Source organism: bacterium (genome assembly GCA_037128595.1).
In the GTDB taxonomy this organism is placed as follows: Bacteria; Verrucomicrobiota; Kiritimatiellia; order CAIKKV01; family CAITUY01; genus JAABPW01.
Genome location: JBAXWB010000044.1, coordinates 14,219 through 33,069, shown reverse-complemented (window position 1 = coordinate 33,069; position 18,851 = coordinate 14,219). Strand labels below are relative to the sequence as shown.

Here is an 18,851-nt window from a genome sequence, read left to right as displayed (position 1 = left end):
AAGGATGATATGCAGGGTGTCAAAGTGACAACTTTAAATCAGGACTTGACCCCCGCCGGCGCGACGTGGACGGCGCACGAGACCAGGCGTAACTGGAATTCCATGGCGTCATCATCGGACGGGACGAAGCTGGTTGCGATGGCCGACCAGATCTACACCTCGACGGATTCGGGGGCGACGTGGACGCCGCGTGAGAGTGCCCGCATGTGGAAATCGGTGGCGTCGTCATCGGACGGAACGAAACTGATTGCAGTCGAGTTTACCGGCCAGATTTACACCTCGACGGATTCGGGCACGAATTGGACGGCGCGGGATAATAGCGGTTTCTGGCAGTCGGTGGCCTCGTCATCGGACGGAACGAAACTGGTCGCGGCGGGTTATTTCAGCTCGATCTACACCTCGACGGATTCGGGCACAAATTGGACGGCGCGGGAGAATAGCCGTTCTTGGCAGTCGGTGGCCTCGTCCTCGGACGGAACGAAGTTGGTTGCAGGCGAGCAGAACGGCCCGATCTACACCTCGATGAATTCGGGGGCAACATGGACGGCGCGGGGGAATAGCCGTTACTGGCAGTCAGTGGCATCATCATCGGACGGGGTGAAGCTGGTCGCGGTGGTGTCTGGCGGACTGATCTACACCTCGACGGATGCGGGCACAAATTGGACGGCGCGGGAGAGTGCCCGCTGGTGGACTTCGGTGGCATCGTCATCGGACGGGGTGAAACTGGTCGCGGCGGTGTCTGGCGGCTCGATCTACACCTCGACGGATGCGGGGGCGACGTGGACGCCAAGCGAGACGAATCGCAACTGGCAGGCGGTGGCGTTGTCATCGGATGGGGCGAAACTTGTCGCGGGGGCGGCTGGTGGCCAGATCTACACCTCGCAAGCCGAGATCGATTTAACCTATACCCCTGCCGCCAACGACTATTCACCCCGGCGAGTCCGCAGACTTATGCGACGACCAATACGCTCTCCGCCACCGGCGGTTCGGGCACGGGCGCTGTGACGTATGCGGTGCTCTCCGGCGTGGGCGAATTGATCGGAACCAACGGCTTGAGGGCGTCATCGGGGACGGGCATGATCGTCGTTCAGGCCTCGAAGGCGGCAGACGAGCTGTACCTATTGCAGTCAACCGTGGCCACAGTGACGGTAACCAAGGCTATGGCCTCAGTCGTTCTGGGTGACCTCGCGCGGACTTATGATGGTTCCGGCAAGGCGGCGACGGCTACTTCGCTCCCGACGAATCTGCTTGTGACCCTTACCTACAACGGCAGCGACGCCATTCCGACGAATGCAGGCAGCTACGCCGTGACCGGCACGGTGATGGACGTTATGTGGCAGGGATTCCAGACGGGGTTGCTGGTGATTGCCCGGGCGCAGGATACGATCACCTTTGGTGCGACCAACCATGTCTATGATGGAACGGCCAAGTCGGTGACGGCCACAGCGGAGTCAGGCTTCTCCGTATCGTTGACCTATGCCGGCAGTCCCGATGCACCCATTAACGCCGGTGTTTATGCCGTTACCGGCGTGGTGGATGCGGCCAACTGGCAGGCGACGAACACCACCTGGCTGACGATCACCAAGGCCGATCAGGTGATCACCAACTTCCTGCCGGCGGACGGGGTCCAGTTCGTGCTGGGTTCTGGCACCACCGTGGTTGCCACAGCGACGAGCGGGCTGCCGGTCAGCTTCAGTAATCTGACGCCCGAAGTGACCCTGATGCTGAGGAATGATTTGACCTTTACCCATCCCGGTCTTGCCCGGATGCGGGCCAGTCAGGTGGGCAATAGCAACTGGAATGCGGCGGTTGATGTCATTCATTCCTGGCGCATTGGCGGGCTCATTACCAACGTCACGCCTGCCGCCGTCAATGTGGGTGGCCGCATTCAGGTTGTCATTCAGGGGATCGCGCTGGGGAATGGGGGCGACATCACCAATGTTACGCTCGCTGGCGTGGAGGCGACCATTATCACCCAGACCCTGGAATCGGTCACGGTGATGGCCAATGCGGCGACCGGCGCGGTAGCGGGCGCGGTCACGGTGGTCTCCAGTACGGGTGGCTTAATGGTGCTGAGCAATGCCTTCGCCTATCTCTGGTTCGAGGCGCCTGAGCTCCTGGATCCGGTGAGCATCACGGAGTCGAATCTCGTGGCCCGGTGGGTGCCTCCTACCAATGCCGCCGCCTGTGAACTGGATATCGGGCTCGATACCAACTTCACCGCCTATCTACCGGGATATAAGGGGTTGGGCGTGGCGTTGGCTCAGCACTACACCGTCACCGGCCTGGAGGCTGCCGTCTGGTATGCGATCCGCACCTTTGCCTATAATACCAATGGTTACAGTCTGCCGTCCCGGACCGTCTGGGTGCCCGCGGGCAAGAATACGCCGTATGAAACCCATCCGCCTTTGGGTGGACCCGTTTCGATCGGGGCCATTATGGAGCAGCCGCTTGCCAATATGTTCTCTGGGCAGGGGATGGAGTACAGCGTGGTGTCCAGTGATACGAATGTAGTGGTGGCTTCCATCACGGCGGACAGCCTGTTGCGGCTTGAACCCCGGTCCCCGGGCAAGGCCATGATCACGGTGCGTGCGACGGAGCACGGCACCGGGTATACCTCCACCTATGTATTTGAGGTCGAGGTGACCGGGGTGCCGACCGTGATCAGTAACGTCTTTCGTACTCACGAACGATGGAATCCCCGCTTCGAGCAGTTGCTTAAGGTGAGTAACGATTCCCTGTATGATGCCGTTGGGGTCCGGCTTCTCTTCACCAATCTGATGGCGGGGATTATCGTTGAAAACCGCACGGGCACCTCCTGGGATGGGCGGCCGATGATCGAACAGTCATTCGACTTCTCCGCCGGTGTGACGCAGCTGATGAGCATCGTCTATCTCTGCACAGGCGAGTACCGGGTGGATCAATATCCTCCGGCCATTGAGGTGCAATATATCCTGACGGCCTGGCACAGACCGTTTTCTGGTGTTAGGGTGAACGTGAAGGCTTGGATGATGTCGGATGGCAGTGGTCGTTTTGTGCTCGAGTTTCCCTCGGAACCGGGTGGACTCTACGCGGTCGAATATGTGAATGACTTATCCGAGAGCGACTGGATCCAGGTGCCGCTGCGGTTGAAGGCGGGTGCGAACCGCACCCAGTGGATTGATTCCGGACCGCCCGCGACGTTGCCAGTTAAGGCGGGAAAACGGTTCTACCGCGTTAAACAAATCGAAATTTAAGGGATCATATGAAACTGAAAATAATCGCAATGATGGTCATGGCCTCCGGCGTCGCGTGTCAGGGCCAATTCTATTTCGAGGCGGGCCCGTGGTATCGGGGAAATATGGAGATCTCGGCAGAAGGCGGCTCGCGGGCCGCCGCTGAAGGGATCCATGCCTCGCGTACGGGGCGTTCTGGGGGAACCCCGGTGGCCGCTGGTTCTTTGCTTCAGGATGATGGAACCGCGCAGACGTTGCGGACGTTCGATAACGGGTATGTGGGACCATCCGGCTGGGATTGGGCGCAGACGGCTGGTGTCAGTCAGTACTGGAGCTACACGGATCCTGCGCAATATGACGCCACTGCCGGAGCCCTGAATTACAGGCGTACGCTCACGGCAACGGAGACCGCCCAGCGAACCCTGACGCAAGTGACGCCGGGCGCGGCGGGCTGGTCTGACAGTGACCGGGCGGGTGGGGCAGGGCTCCAGGCCAAACTGGGGTATGTCCTTCATGCTACGGACACGTGGAATCTGGGGGTCCAATTACAGGCCGGCTGGCTGGATGGCATCAACAGTTCCTTTCACCACAAGACGGCCTATACCGAGCAGGTAGAGGATTTTCGTTGGCAGACCATCTTGAACCAGCAGGAAACATGGGGGTACTCGTATGACACCCTGGGGAATCCGGCCTTTCCTGATATCCCCTATACCATGAGCGATCCATCCGGGACCGGCCCCATGATTGCAGACCGTCCCCAGAGCATGACGCGTCTGGCGCAAGCGCAGACCTCGAGTGATGTGCTGGTCGGGCGGACTTCGGAAACCGCGACCAGTCTGGTTGATATGGACGTCGATGCCACCGCGCTGGTGCTGCAGGTTGGTCCCCGGTTTCAATGGCAGGCGACCCGGACGCTGGGGCTGTCGCTCCAGCCGGCGATCTCGCTCAATTTGTTGGATGCCGATATCCACAGGCATGAAGCCTTCCGACACGACAACGGCACGCTCATTCAGTCCTGGGATGACGTTGCGAGTGAGCAGACCTGGCTTTTGGGCGCCGGGCTCCAGGCGGATGTCCAGTGGACCATCACCGGGGGCGTCTACGTGCTGGTGGGCGGCGGGTATGACTGGGTGGAGCCGTGTGACCTGAGTTCCGGCCCCGACCAAATCACGATTGATCTTTCCGGATACACCCTCAATGCCGGTGTTGGTTATCGTTTTTGACAGGACCAAAGATTAGCACCCCGTTTCTGTGGAGTTGAATCAATTCATTAGCGTCCCATAGGCCGCAGGTTTTTAGACTGTAGGCTGTAGACTGTTAGGAAATTCGTCCATTTCTGCTTACTTTCAGTCCTGGTCATTTATGGAATTTATAAAGCCACTTTCCGCCATTTCACCTAACAGCCTACAGCCTAAACCGCTATAGCCTTGGCGTCCCTATGGGACGCCAGTGGAATCAATTAATTCCCATGTGGGGCGGATGGGGCGCATATGAGCTCAGTAGGGGTTTTCAGTGCCTCAAATGAAGGCGAAGATAAAAGATTTACCACGGAGACACGGAGACTCAGAGACAGAAAATACAATGTGGCGTTTATTTCGTCCACGGGAATACCGTGGCCAAAATAAACGCCACGGTTTCGTGGAGGAGGAAACAGCCAGAAGGAGGAGAGGTATTGTTTGTTGTCCCATCTCCTCTTTCTCCTGGAATTACTCCCGGAGAGGTGTTTAGCGATTTTTTCAAATGGTGTACTCGCCATTTGGAAAAATCGCTAAACATTTTCTTCTCTTTCTGCTTCCTCTCTGTGTCTCCGTGTCTCCGGTGCGCCAAGAAAGCTTGGCAGAACTTACAAACTGAAAGGTGTTTGTCTCATGAAATGACCGTAGATGAGTAGTAGCATGGACGCGCGGGAAGGTGACTGATCGCGCGGAGCTCCGTGTCTGCGAACGAGTGAGCCATAACGCAAGTGAACTCTCGTCCAAGCCTCGATACACCAATTTCGTGTGGTCAAGATGTCGGAGATTCTGAAGCCAGTAGCCGCCCAACAAAGAACGGGAACGCGATGGGGGCACACGACGGGGTCAAGGGAGATAGCGCGCTCGGATAGTTCTGCACAGGAACTTGGGAGACCCGCCGCACAACATCGGCGGGAGTCGGACGAGGCCGGAGTAGTGAAGAAGCGGGTAACGACCGTGGAGCAAAGGGCCTCTGCATAAGAAGAGCTGAGTCAGGAACGTAAAGGGCTGATGGATGGAAACATCTAAGACAGAATATAGGGACGATTGGGTACCGACAGTAACGGAGCCCGGAATGCCCTTGAAACTCGTTACGTGGAGACAGACGCTAAGCGAGAAGGCAAAACAGGAAAAGAAGTACCGGTTTTACAGCCTGTACAGTTTGGTCATACATCCGGACACACTCAGGTGGGCGTGGAAACTGGTACGCCGGAATAAAGGCGCACCCGGTGTGGATCGAGTGACATTTGAACAGATTGAACAGCAGGAAGGCGGAGTTGGACGCTTTCTTGGCGAGCTGGAAAAAGGAGCTGAAGGAGAAGACCTACAGAGCCAAGCCTGTCCGTAGGGTGTACATTGAGAAAGAGAATGGAAAATTGCGGCCATTAGGCATCCCGACCATAAAAGACCGGGTTGTTCAAATGGCGGTCAAACTCATTATCGAGCCGATATTTGAGGCAGACTTCAACGACTGTTCGTATGGGTATCGGCCAGGGCGGTCGGCGCAGGACGCGATACGATCCATTCAAGGGCACCTGAAAGACGGGAAGAACGAAATCTATGACGCAGACCTCTCTGGTTACTTCGATTCAATTCCGCACGACAAGCTCATAGAGTGTCTGCGGATGAGGATCGTGGATGGGAGTGTGCTGCGGCTAATTCGACAGTGGCTGAGAGCACCGGTGGTGGACGCGACGGAGAAAGGGAAGCCCCCGAAAGTGACGCGGAATGACAAGGGAACCCCGCAAGGTGGCGTGATTTCGCCACTATTGGCCAATCTCTACCTGCATTGGTTTGAGGTGGTGCTGCTGAAGGAACTCAAACGAGGACACATAGCAGCCGGAATTGTCAGATACGCGGATGACTTTGTCATCCTTGCCCACACCCTTCCGGAAACGCTCAAAGCGTTTGTGGAGGAGAAGTTGGAAGGATGGATGGGACTGCGGATAAACAGGGAGAAAACGCGCTGTGTAAACCTCCGGGAGAAAGGGCAAAGGCTCGACTTTCTGGGGTACAGTCTAAGATATGACCGTGATCTACAAGGACGACCATGGAAGTATCTGAACGTCTTTCCTTCGCCTAAAGCGCTGAAGCGTGAACGGGCTAAGTTGCGAGACCTGACGGACAAGCGGAAATGTTTCTTCCCGATTCCGGAGCTGATAGAGAAGGTCAATCGTCAAATGCGAGGTTGGTCGAACTACTATTCATACGGATACCCGCGGCAGGCATTCAGAGGCATAAACCATTATGTCCGCGAGCGCCTGACTATACATCTGAATCGGCGAAGCCAACGGAAATACAAACTACCTGAAGGTCAGACCTATTATCAGCAACTGGACAACTTGGGATTGATTTACCTGTGAACGCCTCTTGCCGAAACCCAACTTCTTGTGGAAAGCCGGATGCGGGAAATCTGCATGTCCGGTTTGACGAGGGGGATGCCTGCGCAAGCAGGCATCTCTACTCTACTGGTAAATCTTTCCCGTTTTGCTGTGGGCCTGTGAATAAGCCCTACTGAAGTCACATCCGCCCCACAAACAAGAGTAATACCCCTGGTTTACTTACACTGCGGGATGGGCTCCACGACGATTTGCAAGAGGGGGTGGTGCCCACAAAACACCATTCTTGTAAGGCGTGCCCTGCATGAAAAATAGCACTCTGGCTGACATACAAAAGTAGAGCGAGATGGTATCAATCATCCTAGCCATGAATTCAATGGATGGGGAGTAAATCGAATGCAAGGGAAAAGTCATGAATCTCGATAAAAACTGGATAAATGCGATTCCAGCCGAATACAGTAATTACAAAAAGAATTCCGCCGACGAACACCATTGTCACAAAATTCACCGCCGGTGTTTTCGGCAGTGGAATAAAATAACCCTGCGCTTTCTTTCTCAAGTCGGGGATAGGTTCTACGGCAAACGGTACGGATTTCTCCGAAACTTTACTATCAGTGTGCTCAATACCGAGGATCTTCTTGAACGAAAATATAAGTGCTGGATGATTCTCAAGCGACATGACTATCCCTCGAAAATTGACTATGCGACGATATCGATTTGTTCTGACAAACATGGAGTGCCGAGCGGTTTTACCCTCAACGATAGTAGCGATAGAAAACCATTTGAGATTGCCCTGACCGAACAAGCCCTTGTGGATGGACTCACGAAAATATTTTCGTGAAATTCAGCCTCAGTGATCCCCGCCTAAGGAGTTATTATGAGATACGATCGATTTTTTCTTGCTCTCGTTATCGCCGGTTTGACTGCGGCCGGGACGAATGCCTCCAATTCCGTTGATCTCAATGGTCAGAACGAACGGAAGGCTTCTTCAACCCCTGTGGTGCAGGCACAGACCAATGTTGTGTGGGAGGGCGAGCAGGCGGTTCGATTCCGGTCCGAAACGGTGACATCCGAAGTAAGCCGGGTTCTCAACCATCCTCCAAGTCAAGTGGTATGGATCGATTTTCATGCCATTGAACGAGGTGCGCAGATTCCCTCAGAGCCGTCGGGCCAACTTGCTGTATTCCTGTTTGATGACCAAGGACGGATGATCGTACAGGACGGGAAGAGGCGGAAAGGGGATCAATGGGTGACGCTGACCAATGGGCTGTCGTTCGCGACAATGGGCACCTGGGTGCGCCTTTCAATAAAATTGGATTTTGATAGCCAGCGTTGGCTTATATGCATGAATGGGAAACAAGTCGCGGAGAATCTGGGGTTTGGCAGAACCTCCCGGGATTTTCATAAGTTTCTTGCGAAAGGGCTTATTGGTGGGTTAGATCGGTTTTGCATTGGTACGAACACCCCCTCCGGACTAATGCTTGATATTGATTCAAATCAAACCTGTCAGAATTCTTTTGTAACGGAGTGAATCAATGACACCTGATGCTCGTATCTATGCCGTTCTTTTCTCCATGCTCATGCTTTCGGGCGTGAGCCGTGCCGCGACCCTCGATGGCTCACTGACCGTCAGCAACACCCTGACCGCCGTTACCAACGCCGTCGTGTTCGGAAACGTCGGCATCGGGACGACGACGCCCGCCTACACGCTCGATGTGCTGGGCGACATCAACCTCACCGGCGGCTTTTTCCTCAATGGCCAGCCCTTCACCCCTCTCGCCAGCTTCACGGAGACTGATCCCGGCTTCACCGCCAGCACCGCGGCGGGCATCACGGCCAGCGATACCAACGCCTGGACTGCCAAGCTTGACGGCGCCGGCACGGCCAGCTATGTGCCCCAGTTTACCGCTGGCGGTACGCTCGTCAACTCCGCCCTTTTTAGCGACGCCTCCGGTAACGTCGGCATCGGGACAGCAACTCCTGCCTACACACTCGACGTGGCTGGTGCGATCAACGCCACGGGCATCACCATCGGTGGCATGCCGGTGGCGACCTCAACCGATACGTACTGGAGCGTATCCAGCGCTGGCGGCGGGGCGATCCAGTACAGCGGCGGCAATGTTGGCGTAGGCACCACCACGCCCGCCCCCAGCGCCGTGCTCGAGGTGACCGCCACGGACAGGGGCATGCTGATCCCTCGCATGACCAAGGGCCAGCGTGATGCCATCAGCAGTCCCGCCACGGGGCTGCTCGTCTATCAGACCGACAATACCCCCGGGTTCTACTTCCATGACGGGGCGCAGTGGAGTTCGATCAGCGCCGGTGCCGGCGCGGTCACCGTGGTTTCGGCCACGAGCCCGCTGTCCAGCAGTGGCGGCACCACGCCGACCTTGAGTCTGGCTGCGGCCAGCAGCAGCCAGAACGGGTATCTCGCCAGCATCGACTGGGCCACCTTCAACGCCAAGGCGCCGACCAATCGCACGATCAGCACCACGGCCCCGCTGACCGGCGGCGGCACTCTCAGCGGCAACCTGACGCTCGCCATACCTATGGCCACCGCTTCGGCGAATGGCTATCTCACCAGCGCAAACTGGACAACCTTCAATAACAAGGTTAGCAGCGGGGCGAATAGTACCATCACCAGCCTGACCGGTCTCACCACAGACCTCTCTGTAGCGCAGGGTGGTACCGGGGCATCGACCCTGACCGGCTATGTGAAAGGAAACGGCACATTGGCCCTGACCGCCTCGGCCACCATCCCCGGTTCTGACATCAGCGGCAATATCAGCGGCACGGCCAGCAAGGCGGTGAATCTGGTGGGCGGCAACAGCACGAATCTGCTCGGGGCCATCGGTTATCAGTCGAACACCGACACCACGACACTGCTGGCACCCAATACCACTACCATCAAAAAATTCCTCAGCATGACCGGCGCCGGCGTCAATGGCGCGGCTCCGGTCTGGGATACCGCGGCAGCCGCCGGCGCCAACAGCGATATCACGAGCCTGGGGGGCCTCACCACGGACATCACCGTGGCCCAGGGCGGCACCGGCGCCTCGACCCTCACCGCCAACAAGGTGCTTGTCGGCAACGGCGCCAGCACCCCGCTCCAACCGACGAACCTGCACTGGGACAACACCAATTCCCGACTCGGTGTGGGCGACACCACGCCCAGCTACGCCGTGGATGTGGCGGGTGACGTGAACGTCACCGGGAGCTTCTTGGTCAATGGATCGGCTGTGGTTGCGAATCCTGCCGGGGCAATCCTTCAGTTTGCCGGCGCGGCGGCCCCGACCGGCTACCTGCTCTGCCAAGGTCAGGCGGTCAACCTTTGAATGCTCTGTGTCTACTACCTCGAGCGAAGCGGGTGGTGAATCTTTTTCGAGATGTGGTTATCCACAGGCAGGCGGTTCGGCTGCGGGCACTTGCATGCGGGCCAGCAGTTCCGGGGTGGTCCGGACTCCGCATTTTTCCATGAGCCGGGCCTTGTAGGTGCCGATGGTCTTCTGGCTGACGCCCATGCACTCGGCAATTTCCCGGCTGCTCTTCCCTTGGCGTAACAATTCAAATACCTGGAGCTCCCGGTTGCTTAATTGATCGAGTTCGGAGGCGGAGTAGGCCTTTCCGCTCTTCTGCGTGGCGGTCTGGATCAGGTGGGAAGCCATGGTGTCACTGACGGCGATGTGCCCGTCCAGAATTTTCCGGATGGCCTCCAGCACCTTGGGGATGGGGGTATCTTTCATCAGATAGCCCTTGGCGCCTGATTGCAGGAGGCGGGGTGCGTACACCTCCTCGGCACAGACCGACACCACGAGAACCGGTGTGTGAATCCCTTCAGCCTCTAACTGCCGCAACAGGTCCCAGCCGTTGCCATCCGTCAAATTGAGATCCAACAGGACGATATCGGGTTGTAGCGATTGAGTCAGTTTCAGCGCCTGGCGCCAGGCTTCGGCCTCGCCGCACACCATCAGATCCGCCTGTGCTTCGATCGCGTCGCATAATCCCTTGCGGGTCAGTGGATGGTCGTCCACCACCAGAATTCTTTTTTTTGTCGCCGTATTCATATTTTTTTAAGTTTAGCACGGAAGCGCGGAGATACCGAGAAGAAACTGTGCAAGCTGGCACAGGGTCAAGACTTGTGGATGTTGATCAAGGGGACACTGATGACATTCTGGCAGACGGGACATTGGACTTTGGCCCCCCCCATGCGGATGGGCGTCGAAAGTTTTTGAAGGCAGTGCGGACATAGAAATTTCACGTCTTTAGTCATGGTGTTTCATCCGAATTCTGGAAAAATACCACAGACACGGAACCGTAAAAAAGGAAATACACGCAGGCTTACAAAGATAATTCCTGTAAGGCGTTTCTTACGCAAAAAAAGGCATCATGGCTGACATACAAACGAGGGCAAAGGTGGTATCAATAATCGGATGAGCGGGCAAAAACACTGGTCGAAAAGCCACTCCGGAAAAAGGGCGGTCTCAGGGTTGCTGATCGGATCCGGGTTATTGCTTTTGTTGTTGGCGCTTCCTCCTTCATTTTTATCACATGCCAGCTTTGTCTCCGGTTTGTGTTTAATCGCAATCGGAGGTATCAAATTTCTTATCCAGTCCCTGGTGATAAGTGAAAAACAGAAAAACATGGATGAGGAATAAGGGGATCATTTCCGCCTGAGCGCCTGCCATTAACGAACACTTCCGGATTACTGTTTTTGCAATACAGAAGAACGAGTTGACGAAGCCTTCGGTATATCTTATCGTCTGGATTCAAATTGCGGTCAAACACGTTTATCATGCTAAAAAAAATATCGGAAAAAGCAGCAGCGGATGCGGGCGTACAGGACGCCTAACGTCTTGATGAACTGAAGTCATCCTGCCGGGCCGCCCGCCTCGAATTCATGAGCGCCAGCTACGGCGACCGATCCGCCGCCCACGATGCCTACGTGAAGGCGAAGTCCGCTCTCGAAAAGGGCCTCGCGGGCAATGGGAAAGAATTGACGTGAGCCCGATAACTGGAAATTGGAGCGCGTATGGATAATATCAAGCAACATCAAAAAATCGGTGAATGGCTAAAGATGAAAAGGGAGCAGGCAGGGCTTTCGAAGGCGCAAATGGCCGCTTTGATAGAGCGGGATAAAGCCTTTGTCGGGCGATACGAGTCCGGGCAGAGGTTGGATTTTATCCAGTTCACGAATATTGCTTTAGCGCTTAAGGCAAAGCCCGCTGAAGTGATCGCCTTGTGCATCACGGACAGGGAAGGGGAATCGTGACGAATTACTGCTTTCTGCGGGGAATCGAGCGGGAATCGGCCGTTTTCTCCCGTTTCGGCCTTGACAATACGATCCCTGGCGAAGAGGTAATCTCTTCGAATATTTCCCGATAGACGGCTACCGCATCCCTCCGGAGGGCCCGGCATACCCAGTAAAATTCAACCACATCAAGTCGCCTCTTGCCGGTTTCAATCCGCCAGACAAAAGAATTCTCCCTGTCCAGTATTTTGGCGAGATCCCGTTGCGTCATGCCCGCAGCTTTGCGCATCTCAATAAGTTTCGCGAGAACTCTTTTATATTCAGAACTATGTATTGACACGGTCATACATCACCCCCAGTTCATAATCAATAGGCACTTTATATGTACCACTATCCGTGAGTTCAGGCAACCCTCCTGTTTCGCGGCCTGATTTGGTTCTTGCCGCCGGGGGCATATGCATTCATGATGCGTGCAAAGTTTGAAGGAATTATGAAGCATGTATGCAGGAGTGATATGCATCGAATGTTTCTGACGACGATTTGCAAATTCCTAAAGATACTCGGGCGCTTGCCCATGAACCGGCACTCTTTGCAACATAGACTCTTCGGGGTGATGGTCCTGCTCATTCTGACTTGCGCCGTTACCTATACGGTGATCTTGCTGACGGTCCGCAAGAATGCGATCATCGGGGCGGCTGACAGCAAGCTCTTCACGGCGGCCGAGTGTGCCCGCGCCAATTTCATGCGGCAATACTGCAACCACCTCCCCGGGAAGGACTGGCCCCAAATTGAGGGGTATTCCCGGATTGTGGCTGATAATGACGCGTTGTGTCGGAAATTGGGAATTCAATACATTTGGAGCGTGGTGTTGCAGGATGGGCAGGTTGAATTTACTTCCGCCACGCACTCGGATCTGAATAATCCCTCGTCTGATTGTGCGAAGTTTCTGGAAGCGCATACGGATCCCGCGTCATTTGCCCCGGCGCTCAGTTCGATGAAACCCGTTTATTCCACGTTCCATAATAAATGGGGTGAAGGACGTATGGTGCTGATTCCTGAACGGGATGAACTTGGACGCGTCCACATTTTCGGAGCCAGCATCCAGCTTGGCAAACTGGACGACATGGTGCGGCATACCCTTTTGGTGTCGAGTGCAATCAGTCTTGCGATTGTAATGCTGGCGATCAGCTTGAGCTGGCTCTTGGCGAGGTCCCTCGCCGCACCCATTGAACAATTCACCCGCGATGTCCACCGCATCACCGAGGGTGATCTGGAGACGGCATTAGTTCCCGCAGGGATATTTGAACTCCAGACCCTTGCGCGATCAATGGAATCGATGCGGCAGAAGCTTAACGACCAGATCAAGGCGTGTAACGAAAGCGAATCGAAAACCCGCGCGATTGTGGAGCAGATTCCCGCTATTGTCTATACCGAGGCAGTCGACGAAACCTTTACGACCCTTTACATCAGCCCCCAGATCGAGTCCATTCTAGGGCTGCAGGCAAGCCAATGCGTTGAGAGCCCGGACATCTGGCATACCCACCTGCATCCTGCTGATCGTGATCAGGTGATGCGGCAGGTCGCCGAGTGTCATCGATCCGGTGCGCCGCTTGATATCGAATACCGCATGCTTTCTAGCGATGGGCAGGTGGTGTGGTTCCATGATTCGGGCCGGATTATCCGCGACAACGACGGACGGGCCTTTGTTCTGCAGGGAGTGATGGTAGACATTACTGAACGGAAGCAGTTCGAAGAAGAGCGGGTCAAGCACGTGAAAGAACTGGCCCGTTTGGCAGAGCAAACCCAGGCGCTGGCCGCCGCCTTGGTTTGCTCGGAGGATAATGAGCGGAAACGACTGGCCCACATTTTGCATGATGACCTTCAGCAGTTGGTGATTGGGGCCAGGTTCTTCGTCGAAAGCGGATTATCCGCGGACCCGGGCACGCGGGGGTCCGCATTGGCGGATCTCAAGCGCGCATCGGAATTGCTGAAACAAGTACTGGCCGTTTCACGGTCTCTGACGAGTGACCTCAGTCCGGCCATTCTCCAGCAGGGACTTGTCAGTGGCTTGAAATGGTTGTGCCAGAAGAAGCTCGAAGATCACCGCCTTCAGGTCACCGTGGAGGCGCTGCCTGAGGCGGAGCCGTCATCCGAGACCGCCCGGGTGCTGGCCTTTCATGCCGTGCGTGAGCTGCTCCTGAATGTGGTCAAGCATTCAGGCGTCCTGACGGCCTGTGTGGCCCTGACTCGCCCGCATCCCGACTGGGTAGAGGTGACTGTCTCGGATGAAGGCGTCGGGTTTAATCCTGAAGCGGCGCTTAATACGGGCGATTCCAGAAACGCTTTTGGACTGCACAGCATTAAGCAGCGACTGATTCTCTCCGGCGGCGCTTTTGACGTGAAAAGTCAGCCGGGACAAGGAGCTGTTTTCACGCTTCGGATTCCAGACCAGCCTTGTTGCCCGCAAAACGCCTTCTGAGGGTGCTTTGTCGCTTTGAATTCAACCGCCCGCCCCGGCTTATCCCAGCACTTCACGCACCTTGCGGGCCAGGTCGTCGCGCGAAAAGGGTTTCTGGATAAAGTGCAGCCCTTCGTACGGCACTTTCTGGTTCAAGATCACATCGGCCGTGTAGCCGGACATGAATAGGACTTTCAGGTTCGGTCGGTTCGCCAGGAGTCGTTCGGACATTTCCCGCCCGTTCATACCGGGCATGATTACATCGGTGACCAATAGATGGATGTCGTCCTTGTGTTGAGCCGCCATGCCCAGAGCGGCTGCCGGCGTGTCCGCCACCAGAACCTTGTATCCGAGAGCTTCCAGAAACAACCCGCACGTCTCGCGAAGCGATTTTTCGTCCTCCACCAGGAGTACTGTCTCTCCGCGACTGCGGGGCACTTCCCCAGTGCTCGCGGTAGCCGTTTTCGGGCCATCCCCTGAGAAGCGCGGCAGGTAGATCCTGAAGGTTGTGCCTTTGCCCGGTTCGCTATCGACATAGATGAACCCATCGTTCTGTTTGACGATGCCGTATACCGTAGCCAATCCAAGACCGGTCCCCTTGTCGACGTCCTTGGTGGTGAAGAACGGCTCGAAGATGTTTGCGAGGACGGCCTTATCCATCCCGCAGCCATCGTCGCTAACCGTCAGCAGCACATACGCGCCGGGAACAAACCCGGCATGATTGACGCAGAAGTCTTGATCGATCGTGACATTGACGGTCGCGAGGGTGATTTTACCGACTCCGGCGATGGCGTCCCGGGCGTTGACGCACAGGTTCGCCAGGATCTGGTCAATCTGAGAGGGGTCAAGCTTAACCGGCCACAACCCCGCGCCCGGCATCAAGACCAGGTTGATATCCTCGCCGATCAGGCGGCACAGCAGTTTGAGCATGCCTGCCATGGCGTTGTTCAGGTCCAGGACCTTGGGCGCAATGGTCTGCTTGCGGGCGAAGGCCAGCAATTGCCGGGTGAGATCGGCCGAGCGCTGTGAAGTTGAGACGATCGCGTTCAGGTAGCCGCGGACGGGGTGATCCCCGGGAAGAGTGTCCAGGCACAGTTGGGCGTATCCCATGGTACACATGAGCAGGTTGTTGAAGTCGTGCGCCACGCCCCCGGCCAGGCGGCCCACTGATTCCATCTTCTGGGCCTGATTCAACTGATCCTGGAGTTTGACCTGCAACTCTTCCGCCTGCTTGCGCTCAGTGATATCGCGGCTGATGCCGAGCACGCCGATGAGTTCTCCGTTCTGGCCCCAATAGTGCGTCTTGAGGGTGTCCAGCAATGCTTTCCGGCCATCGGGATAGGTGACCCATTCCTCGTTGTGCCGGGGCTTGTGCTCCGCCAGCATCTGATGGTCATTTTCCCGGAACGAATCGGCAACCTGCTTGTCGAAAATATCGTAGTCGGTTTTTCCGACAATCTCGTTCTTTGGCCGCCCCACGAACTCGGCGAAGGCGGGGTTGCAGCCCAGGTAAACCCCCTCGGTATTCTTGAAAAAGACCATGTCAGGATCTGAATCCAGCATGGAATTAATCAGGGCCGCCTGCCGTTTGAGATCTTCCTCTGCCCGCTTGCGCTCGGTGATATCCTGAACTGTCCCGATCAGGCTGATCGCTTTGCCCTTGTCGTCATAGGTGATTTGTCCGAGACCATGCATCCAGCGCTCGGCCCCATCGCTTGGCCGAATGATCTTGTATTCGGCGTCAAACGGTTTCTTGTTGTTGATCGAGTCCAAAAGCGCCTCGCGCATCGCTTGCATGAAATCCGGATGCATGAACTTCACCCAGCCTTCATTGGTGTGCGGGTAGGCTTTGGTGATTCCGAAGATTTCATCAAGGACGCTTGTGCCCTCAAACGTTCCCGCTTCAAGCGTATTGATGTAGCTTCCGATCCGGGCGGCCTTCTGCGATTCACGCAGCAGCCGCTCGTTCTTCAGGAGTACTTGCTGCGCTCTATGAAGGTCCGTGACGTCGCTGACAATGGAGAAAAGCAAGGTCTGCTCATTGACGTGGATCGGCGTCGAGCGAACTTCGACAGTCCGGATGTCGCCACTGGCCAGACGGTGCATAAAGATGAAGAAATCGCGTTCCTGCTGCACAGCGCGGGCCATCTCCGCCGCGATTTCCGATGGCGTCAATGTATTGATCTGGTCAAGGCGCATGGCCCGCAGTTGCTCGACGCGGTAGCCATAGAAGCTGGCCGCGGCGGGGTTGGCGTCGACGATGGCGCCGGAATCCGGCTCGATCAGCAACAGGACTGCCGCGTTGTTCTCGAACATCTGGCGAAAGCGCTGTTCACTCTTGCGCAGGGCGACCTCGGAACTCTTCAGCAATGTTTCGCCTTGTTCCTTCTCATTCATTTCGGCTTTGATCAGGTACAGTGTACGCGCCAGCATGAAAACCAATGCAACCCCGAGGACGATAAACCCCAACCGTGTGCGCCCTAGCTTGAGCTTGGCATCATCAACCGTAGCGAGCGTCCGCTGATCTACCAGATCGATAAATTCACCGATCTGTTGCATGATGTCGCGCTTGGCTTGGTGATAGTCAGCGCCATAAAGCCTCTGTCGCGCCGTATTGCGATTAGCGTCTGTTGGCGGTGTCGTGGATTCGGCGAGTGCCATGGCCTTGAGTTCGGTGCCGGTGAGCCAATCTGAAGCGGCCTTGGCGGACTGGAGGTGCTTGAATTCCTCGGCAGTAAATCCGGCCTGCCGCATCAATTCCAGCATTGAAATCGCTTGCCCAAACGAACGCGGCCGAGCCCCATCGGCGAGAACCAAATCCCAATAGACATTTTTGTAGTTGATTGGACGCGGCGATTGGCCATCACGTATCGCCAGAATTTCCAGATAACGCTGTTTGTATATTGGATCCCCTGTAGCAACGTAGGTACGCACCATCCGGGTCAAATCATCTGATGACTGCCTCAGTTCATCACTAAGTTCAAAGGAGGTAATCCGCTGTTCGTTCGTTCGATTAACACGCTTTTCGGCAGTGAGATAGACCCCGAACGCAACTATGAAAAGCATGCAAATGGCTGCAGTTAACCAAGTGCTGACAGCGGATTTTGAGGATTTTCTCAACATATATATGGAACGGGTAAGAAATCGCTTTTCCTCTAGAGGCAGATCTTCGACATAGGCGGGAGCATGTGAAAATCCAGCGCGAAGGTCAAACCCCCTTTTCGAAGCGCTAAAGGGGCATCATCAATACCCTGATGGAGAATCAGGATCTTGCTGATTGCGGGGAATGCAAATCAGTTTTAAGATAATGCCAGTCAACGGAAGGTGGTGGGTCTCCCCCGATACCGAACCCCCCTTTGGTAGATGATTTAAGCTGTTGCCGCAAGTTATGGCTTCGCATCCTCACCACTTCCCGTTGACTTTTTGTTCACAAGTAATACGAAAGTTTTGGACATAATGATAATAGCTGGCGGATGTCTGTTTGCGATCGGCACGTTCCTGACGTTATTTCCCGTAATCAGTAAGGGTGTCGGTCCCGGTCTGTTGTTAATAGGCGGATTGACAAGCATGGCCGATGTGTTTTTGAGATAGTTCCCAAGTTTCAAATGCGGGCAGGATTTGTTCCAAATGGCGATTGAATACAAGATGGAGCAGTTCGGGAATCACCTACGGGTTGTGGGAACGGGCAATATAACCCTGGGTGAATTGATAGGGTTGGGGAAATTGATAGGGTTAGTCAGAAATGTCGCAAAAGTCCCCTGCGGCCAACCTGAGCCCACGGTCCTCATTGACCTGAGAGAGGCAGCCTTTGCCCCCCATGACAGTTCTGAGGTCAGCCGTATTGCTATGGCGGCTGAGGTTCACCTTTCCATGTTCGAGAATCGCCATGCCATTGTCGTTAATGAAGCCACCTATCGGGCCGCTGAGATGATATCCGCTTATGTCAGGTCGAAAGCAAATGTTGAAATGAAGGTTTTCGTGGACATCAATGCTGCTGAATCTTTCTGTAAAGCGTCCGTCAGGGAGCAACCCATTGGTCTCGATCCTGTCCCTGCTTCGATCCTGTCCCTGCTTAAAAAAGAACTGATATGATTTGCTCGGAAACCCATCTTCTTTCATTGGCGATATTATGCGTACTGGCCGCAATTATATCGTGGTGGCTTTTCCTTGAGCGACTTAGAATTCGTCATTCTTCCCTTTATGACGACATGGGGCGACCGACTTTATCCGATGGCCATTTGCACTCAACTATTGCCGTGTGGAAATTCCAGCTATCGATGGGCTTCTTGTCACTTCGGGATACGATTTTGACGGTCCTATCCTTTGTGTGTCTGTTTTTTGTGGCAGTTATAATAATCC

The 18,851-nt window shown here is 55.5% G+C and carries 14 protein-coding genes; 10 read left to right on the top strand and 4 right to left on the bottom strand.

Going from position 1 to position 18,851, the window contains the following annotated elements; translation table 11 throughout:
• The 4 genes from WCS52_18420 to ltrA all read left to right on the top strand — a co-directional run.
• Window positions 1–1,005, top strand: a 1,005-nt coding sequence (locus WCS52_18420) for a hypothetical protein (protein MEI6169161.1), incomplete at its 5' end; no start/stop codon positions are given.
• The gene (locus tag WCS52_18415; GenBank protein ID MEI6169160.1) at window positions 1,002–3,236 is read left to right on the top strand and encodes an MBG domain-containing protein; all 2,235 of its coding nucleotides are present in this window, start codon (window positions 1,002–1,004) and stop codon (window positions 3,234–3,236) included. The genes WCS52_18420 and WCS52_18415, both read left to right, overlap by 4 nt.
• An 8-nt stretch (window positions 3,237–3,244) precedes the next feature.
• Window positions 3,245–4,438, top strand: a complete 1,194-nt coding sequence (locus WCS52_18410) for a hypothetical protein (GenBank protein MEI6169159.1) — start codon at window positions 3,245–3,247, stop codon at window positions 4,436–4,438.
• A gap of 1,256 nt (window positions 4,439–5,694) precedes the next feature.
• The gene (ltrA, locus tag WCS52_18405) at window positions 5,695–6,810 is read left to right on the top strand and encodes a group II intron reverse transcriptase/maturase (protein MEI6169158.1); all 1,116 of its coding nucleotides are present in this window, start codon (window positions 5,695–5,697) and stop codon (window positions 6,808–6,810) included.
• Between the two features lie 349 nt (window positions 6,811–7,159).
• On the opposite strand, the gene WCS52_18400 is transcribed toward ltrA, so the two are convergent.
• On the bottom strand, window positions 7,160–7,465 hold the full coding sequence (locus tag WCS52_18400; protein ID MEI6169157.1) for a hypothetical protein: 306 nt from the start codon (window positions 7,463–7,465) through the stop codon (window positions 7,160–7,162).
• A 198-nt stretch (window positions 7,466–7,663) separates the two neighbouring features.
• On the opposite strand from WCS52_18400, the gene WCS52_18395 reads away from it, so the two are divergent.
• The gene (locus WCS52_18395) at window positions 7,664–8,317 is read left to right on the top strand and encodes a hypothetical protein (GenBank protein ID MEI6169156.1); all 654 of its coding nucleotides are present in this window, start codon (window positions 7,664–7,666) and stop codon (window positions 8,315–8,317) included.
• 4 nt (window positions 8,318–8,321) lie between these two features.
• Window positions 8,322–10,121: a hypothetical protein gene (locus tag WCS52_18390; protein MEI6169155.1), complete on the top strand. Its 1,800-nt coding sequence runs from the start codon at window positions 8,322–8,324 to the stop codon at window positions 10,119–10,121.
• A 57-nt stretch (window positions 10,122–10,178) separates the two neighbouring features.
• On the opposite strand, the gene WCS52_18385 is transcribed toward WCS52_18390, so the two are convergent.
• The gene (locus WCS52_18385) at window positions 10,179–10,850 is read right to left on the bottom strand and encodes a response regulator transcription factor (protein MEI6169154.1); all 672 of its coding nucleotides are present in this window, start codon (window positions 10,848–10,850) and stop codon (window positions 10,179–10,181) included.
• Window positions 10,851–11,216: 366 nt separating this feature from the next.
• On the opposite strand from WCS52_18385, the gene WCS52_18380 reads away from it, so the two are divergent.
• Window positions 11,217–11,441, top strand: coding sequence for a hypothetical protein (locus WCS52_18380; protein MEI6169153.1), 225 nt, complete (start codon window positions 11,217–11,219; stop codon window positions 11,439–11,441).
• Window positions 11,442–11,815: 374 nt separating this feature from the next.
• Window positions 11,816–12,055, top strand: a complete 240-nt coding sequence (locus WCS52_18375) for a helix-turn-helix transcriptional regulator (protein ID MEI6169152.1) — start codon at window positions 11,816–11,818, stop codon at window positions 12,053–12,055.
• A 4-nt stretch (window positions 12,056–12,059) separates the two neighbouring features.
• Here the strand turns inward: WCS52_18375 and WCS52_18370 are convergent, their stop codons facing one another.
• Window positions 12,060–12,323, bottom strand: a complete 264-nt coding sequence (locus WCS52_18370; GenBank protein MEI6169151.1) for a helix-turn-helix transcriptional regulator — start codon at window positions 12,321–12,323, stop codon at window positions 12,060–12,062.
• A 285-nt stretch (window positions 12,324–12,608) separates the two neighbouring features.
• Here WCS52_18370 and WCS52_18365 point away from each other — a divergent pair, with 285 nt between their 5' ends.
• Window positions 12,609–14,513, top strand: coding sequence for a PAS domain-containing protein (locus tag WCS52_18365; GenBank protein ID MEI6169150.1), 1,905 nt, complete (start codon window positions 12,609–12,611; stop codon window positions 14,511–14,513).
• Window positions 14,514–14,552: 39 nt separating this feature from the next.
• Here WCS52_18365 and WCS52_18360 read toward each other — a convergent pair whose 3' ends face one another.
• Window positions 14,553–17,558, bottom strand: coding sequence for a PAS domain S-box protein (locus WCS52_18360; GenBank protein ID MEI6169149.1), 3,006 nt, complete (start codon window positions 17,556–17,558; stop codon window positions 14,553–14,555).
• 561 nt (window positions 17,559–18,119) lie between these two features.
• On the opposite strand from WCS52_18360, the gene WCS52_18355 reads away from it, so the two are divergent.
• Window positions 18,120–18,584 carry a hypothetical protein gene (locus tag WCS52_18355; GenBank protein ID MEI6169148.1) on the top strand — a complete coding sequence of 155 codons (465 nt, stop codon included), beginning with the start codon at window positions 18,120–18,122 and terminating at the stop codon, window positions 18,582–18,584.
• Window positions 18,585–18,851: the final 267 nt, after the last annotated feature.

What these genes read in the sequence shown, in the direction of transcription:
- WCS52_18410 (MEI6169159.1), top strand. Translation starts at nt 3,245, where the DNA reads ATGAAACTGAAAATAATCGCAATGATGGTCATGGCCTCCGGCGTCGCG.
- WCS52_18400 (MEI6169157.1), bottom strand. Translation starts at nt 7,465, where the DNA reads ATGTCGCTTGAGAATCATCCAGCACTTATATTTTCGTTCAAGAAGATC.
- WCS52_18395 (MEI6169156.1), top strand. Translation starts at nt 7,664, where the DNA reads ATGAGATACGATCGATTTTTTCTTGCTCTCGTTATCGCCGGTTTGACT.
- WCS52_18390 (MEI6169155.1), top strand. Translation starts at nt 8,322, where the DNA reads ATGACACCTGATGCTCGTATCTATGCCGTTCTTTTCTCCATGCTCATG.
- WCS52_18385 (MEI6169154.1), bottom strand. Translation starts at nt 10,850, where the DNA reads ATGAATACGGCGACAAAAAAAAGAATTCTGGTGGTGGACGACCATCCA.
- WCS52_18380 (MEI6169153.1), top strand. Translation starts at nt 11,217, where the DNA reads ATGAGCGGGCAAAAACACTGGTCGAAAAGCCACTCCGGAAAAAGGGCG.
- WCS52_18375 (MEI6169152.1), top strand. Translation starts at nt 11,816, where the DNA reads ATGGATAATATCAAGCAACATCAAAAAATCGGTGAATGGCTAAAGATG.
- WCS52_18370 (MEI6169151.1), bottom strand. Translation starts at nt 12,323, where the DNA reads ATGCGCAAAGCTGCGGGCATGACGCAACGGGATCTCGCCAAAATACTG.
- WCS52_18365 (MEI6169150.1), top strand. Translation starts at nt 12,609, where the DNA reads ATGAACCGGCACTCTTTGCAACATAGACTCTTCGGGGTGATGGTCCTG.
- WCS52_18360 (MEI6169149.1), bottom strand. Translation starts at nt 17,558, where the DNA reads ATGCTTTTCATAGTTGCGTTCGGGGTCTATCTCACTGCCGAAAAGCGT.
- WCS52_18355 (MEI6169148.1), top strand. Translation starts at nt 18,120, where the DNA reads ATGGCGATTGAATACAAGATGGAGCAGTTCGGGAATCACCTACGGGTT.